Below are 4,300 nucleotides of genomic sequence, written 5' to 3'. Positions count from 1 at the left end.
AGCCTCGGCCCGCCCGTGATCATGTCCAGTCCGGCGCGAATCTTGCCATTATCGTCGTATAGACCCAGCGCCGGCCCACCCTTATACGAGACAAGAGTATCGCGAATCTCGCCGTTCTCGTCGATCAGGGCCAGCATCGGTCCGTCCTCGAACGCGACCAACGCAACGCGAATCTGGCCGTTCTCGTCGTACAGGCCCAGCCTCGGCCCGCCCGCCATCATTTCCAGCACGGCGCGGCCTCGGCCCTCGGCGTCCTCCAGTACAAACCCGTTGGCCCGTATAATATTTCCAGATTCCGTAATCGCCGGTGTTTTTACATTGACTTCCTGGGCCAGGACAGGGCTTGTGTTAACCGTGGACAGCCAGGCCAGGGCCGAAATCCCAAGCAACAGACCAGCAGCGATTAACAACCGCTGATTGCGGCGCTTCGCGGTGGCCAGCTCCCGTTCCACCTTCTCCAGCCTCTCCTCGACGGTCATTTCAACCTCTTTATCCTGGGATTGTTGCATAAGTGGGGGTCTTCGTAGGGGAGGCCCTCCAGGGCCTCCCGCGGGCGGGGACGGAGCCCCGCCCCTACGGGGAATATGCGTTTATCGCTGAAAACTCCGCGTAGCCCGATGGCCCCCTTTACGAGAACGTCACATCGGAGTCGTCGCCCAGGTTCAGGCGGTCGAAGCGCCCCCGCACCAGGGCGTTGTCGCCGACGAGGGACCCCTTCAAGTGCACCCGGTACAGGAAGACGGTCCCGTCGGCGAGCATCCGCACCAGGGCGTCGGTGAGCTGGAACTCGCCCTTGGTGCGCACCCCGGAGACGATGTTGCCGCCCAGGGCGCGGTAGAGCGCCTCGGAGTCGCGGATGAGATACAGCCCGACGATGGCGAGGTTCGAGGGCGGGTCGGCGGGCTTTTCCACCATGCGCACGATGCGGTCGCCGGAAAGCTCGACGATGCCGAAGCGCCGGGGGTCGTCGGTGGGGGCGACGGCGATGACGTTGTCGGGCTGGTCGAGGATGCCGGCGAGGTCGGCCTCGACGATAGTGTCGCCGAGGACGACGAGGCTGGGCCGGTCGCGCTTTTTACGAAGGGCGGTCCAGACGGCGTGGCCCAGGCCGAGCTGCTCGGTTTGGCGGGCGAAGGTGAGGTTCAAGCCGCCGTACGCGGCACGGGCGTAATCCTCCACCTTCTCGGCGAAGAAGCCGGTGACGAGGGTGACGTCTTTGATTCCGGCGCGGGCGACGTCGTCGAGGATGTAGCCCAGGATGGGCTTGCCGGCGACCCGGATGAGCGCCTTGGGGATGGTGTTGGTGTGGGGTTTGAGGCGCGTGCCGATGCCGGCGGCGGGGATGATGGCCTGGTATTCGGTCAAGGGCGGTCCTTTGCCTTGCCGCGGGTCGGTCTCCGGTTGCGTCGTTTTTCAGACCGAAGGGATGCCGCCACGTTTTATACGCCGCGGTCGTCTCTCCGGTCCCCTACGCGCCTGCGGCCCGGTCGGCCCCTACTCACGAGGACGAGTTCCGGGGCAAGGGGCTGAAGCCCCTTGTCTTATCGGTCGGCCCCTACTCGCGGGACGAGTTCCTTTGGCGGCGTGGCCCCTGTCGTCGGCCCCCGCGCTCTCCGGCCCCGACCGACCGCTATTTGCGGGGACGAGTTCCGGGGCAAGGGGCTTAAGCCCCTTGTCTTATCGTTCGGCCTCTAATCGCAGGGACGAGTTCCGGGGGTGGCGTGGCCCCTGTCGTCGGCCCCCGCGCGCCCCGGCCCCGGTAGGCATTTATCCGCCCACCGGCCCCAACCCGGCCCCACGCGCTCCGGGCCTTACTTGCCCCCTTCGGACTCCTCGACGAGCATCACCGGGATGCCGTCGCGGATGGGGTACCGGCGGCCGCAGGAGTCGCACACGATCCGCTCGCCGGTCCCGTCGAGGTGGACCGGCGTCTTGCAGACCGGGCAGGCCAGAATCTCTAGTAGTTCGTCAAATTCCACGGATGGTGAGGCAAGGGGTTTCGCCAGAGGCATAGCTCGCTCCGCTCGGTTAAATCCCTTGTCTTCCTTTTCACGGTTTAGGTGGAAAAGTCGAAGGCAGCCTTGTTTAGTGTATGCGGAGCGGTGGTCCGTGTCAAGGGTCGGCGTCCGGGTTCAGGGCCGTCGAGGCCTCCCGGCGCAGTTTTATGAAGGCGACCACCTCGATCTGCCGGATCCGCTCCCGGGAGAGCCCGAAGACCTCACCTATCTGTCGCAGGGTCATGGCCTTGCGGCCGATTCCGTAGTGCATCTCCACGATACGCCGCTGCCGCTTGGGCAGCTTCGCCATCAGGTCCTCCAGCTCCCGCTGCCGGTCCTCGGCGATGAGCAGCCGCTCCGGGCTCTCGTCGTGGGAGTCGGTCAACAGATCAACCACTTCGGTCTCGCCGTCCGGGACGACGGGACGGTTGAGGGAGAGCCGGTAGGTGGCCAGGATCGAGATGCGTTGGAGCTTGTCCGCGGTGATGCCCGTCTCGTCGGAGAGCTCATCGAGGGACGGCTGGCGGCCGTGGCGGCTCTGGAAGACCTCCCGCATGCGGGTTATCCGGTACAGGTCGCAGTAGACGTAGAAGGGGAGGCGGATGGTGCGCGTGTCGTTGGCCAGGACGCGGTTGATGGACTGTCGGATCCACCAGACGCCGTAGGAGATGAGGCGGATGCCGCGCTCGGGCTCGAAGTGGCGCACGGCGATTATCAGGCCCTCGTTGCCCGCGGAGATGAGGTCGGTCAGCGGCAGGCCCGGGCTGCCGTACTTGAACGCTATCTTTACCACGAAGCGCAGGTTGGCCTCGATGAGTCGCTTGGTGGCCACCTCGTCGCCGGCCCTGGCGCGGTACGCCAGATCCAGCTCCTCCTGCCGCGAGAGCACGGGGAAGCGGTTTATATCCTCGAGATAGGCGTCGAGGGTGGGGTCTTTGGACCTGAAGCCGGTCAGGAGACTCCCCTAGTCGTTTTTGTAGGCGCGGGCGCGGAACCGGGCGCCCAGCTCGGCCGCCAGCCGCTCCACGGGCGCGAGGTCCGCGCCCGTCAGGGCGACGGCGCTGGCGGTGACCGCGAATCCAAGGGCCACGGCGGTTCGGATGAAATCCAGCACCGCGTCGAAGGCGGCCTCCCCGAGCACCGGCCGGCAGAGCCTGGAATACGTCGCGGCGTCGGCGGCGTTCAGGCTCACGGAGAGCTCGTCCACCAGCCCCCGGAGCGGTTCGAGGAGCCCGGCGGCGGTCTCCCCCCGGGCCAGGTGGGCGGTGCCGTTGGTGTTCACCCGGACCCGCTTGCCGCGGGATTTGAGCCACCGGGCCGTCTCGGCGACGACCTGGGCGCTGAGGAGCGGCTCGCCGAAGCCGCAGAAGACCACCTCGTCGTAGGGCGCCGGGTCGCCCGCCGCTTCAATTAAGTCCCCGGCCCCCGGCTCGCGGTCCAGCCAGAGCCGGTGGCCGCCTAAGCCCAGCCTGTGCCGCCGGACGCAGAAGGCGCAGTCGTTGGTGCAGCGGCTGGTGGGGTTCAGGTAGAGGTTGTGACCCAGGGGGTAGGCCGGGACGCCCCCGAAGCCCCCGGGCTCCGGTATTCGAAACAGCCGTCGGGCGTTGGCCGTGGTGAGGCGGGCGATTTCACCCAGCCCCACCCCGCGCAGTTCCGCAACCCTTTCCGCCGTCAGGCGCACGTAGGCCGGCTCGTTGCGTTTGCCCCGGTGGGGTTGCGGCGCGAGGTAGGGCGCGTCGGTCTCCAGCACCACGGATTCCGGCGGCAGCGACCGGACCGTCTCGCGGTGCGCTCCGGCGTTGGCGAAGGTCACCACGCCGCCGACGCCGATCATGTACCCCAGGGCGACGGCCCGCCGGGCGTCCTCGGACGTCCCCGAAAAGCAGTGCAGCACGCCGAAGGGCGGCTCTTCCAAGCCGGGGTAACTTCGCGCTTCCTCCAGGCAGGCCGCGAGGTCGGCGTGGGCCTCGCGACAGTGGAGCACCACGGGGAGCCCCCGGGCGCGCGCACGCCGGAGCTGGTCCAGAAAAACCCGCCGCTGGACTTCGCGGGGCGCGCGGTCGTGGTGATAGTCCAGGCCGATCTCGCCCCAGGCGACCAGGCCCGGCTCGGCGGCCAGGCTCTCCAACCCGGCGCCGACGGCGTCGTCGTAGATCCCGGCGTCGTGCGGCGACACGCCCACGGCGGCCGAAACGTCGAGGGGATACTCGTGGGCCAGCTCCACCGCCCGGCGGGAGGTTTCCGGGTCCACGCCGATGGTCACGATACGGACGACCCCCGCGGCGCGGGCCCGCGCCAGCAGC

Annotated in this window: 5 protein-coding genes; all 5 read right to left on the bottom strand. The window is 68.0% G+C overall.

The window, feature by feature from the left end; genetic code table 11:
- On the bottom strand, positions 1-479 hold a 479-nt coding region (locus NTW26_02380), incomplete at its 3' end, for a hypothetical protein (GenBank protein MCX7021120.1).
- Between the two features lie 148 nt (positions 480-627).
- Positions 628-1,365 (bottom strand): nucleotidyltransferase family protein, encoded by a 738-nt coding sequence (locus NTW26_02375; GenBank protein MCX7021119.1) that lies wholly within the window; start codon positions 1,363-1,365, stop codon positions 628-630.
- A 446-nt stretch (positions 1,366-1,811) separates the two neighbouring features.
- Complete coding sequence (locus NTW26_02370; protein MCX7021118.1) at positions 1,812-2,012, bottom strand: Trm112 family protein; 201 nt, start codon at positions 2,010-2,012, stop codon at positions 1,812-1,814.
- Between the two features lie 100 nt (positions 2,013-2,112).
- Complete coding sequence (locus NTW26_02365; GenBank protein MCX7021117.1) at positions 2,113-2,952, bottom strand: RNA polymerase sigma factor RpoD/SigA; 840 nt, start codon at positions 2,950-2,952, stop codon at positions 2,113-2,115.
- A 9-nt stretch (positions 2,953-2,961) separates the two neighbouring features.
- A partial coding sequence (locus NTW26_02360; GenBank protein MCX7021116.1) for a YchF/TatD family DNA exonuclease occupies positions 2,962-4,300 on the bottom strand: 1,339 nt, incomplete at its 5' end.

Source organism: bacterium (assembly GCA_026398675.1).
Classification (GTDB): Bacteria; RBG-13-66-14; RBG-13-66-14; order RBG-13-66-14; family RBG-13-66-14; genus RBG-13-66-14.
Note: the sequence above shows the minus strand (reverse complement) of the source record. Positions and strands in the feature narration are given on the sequence as shown.

Coding starts and splice junctions, on each gene's coding strand:
- NTW26_02370 (MCX7021118.1), bottom strand. CDS start 2,012: ATGCCTCTGGCGAAACCCCTTGCCTCACCATCCGTGGAATTTGACGAA.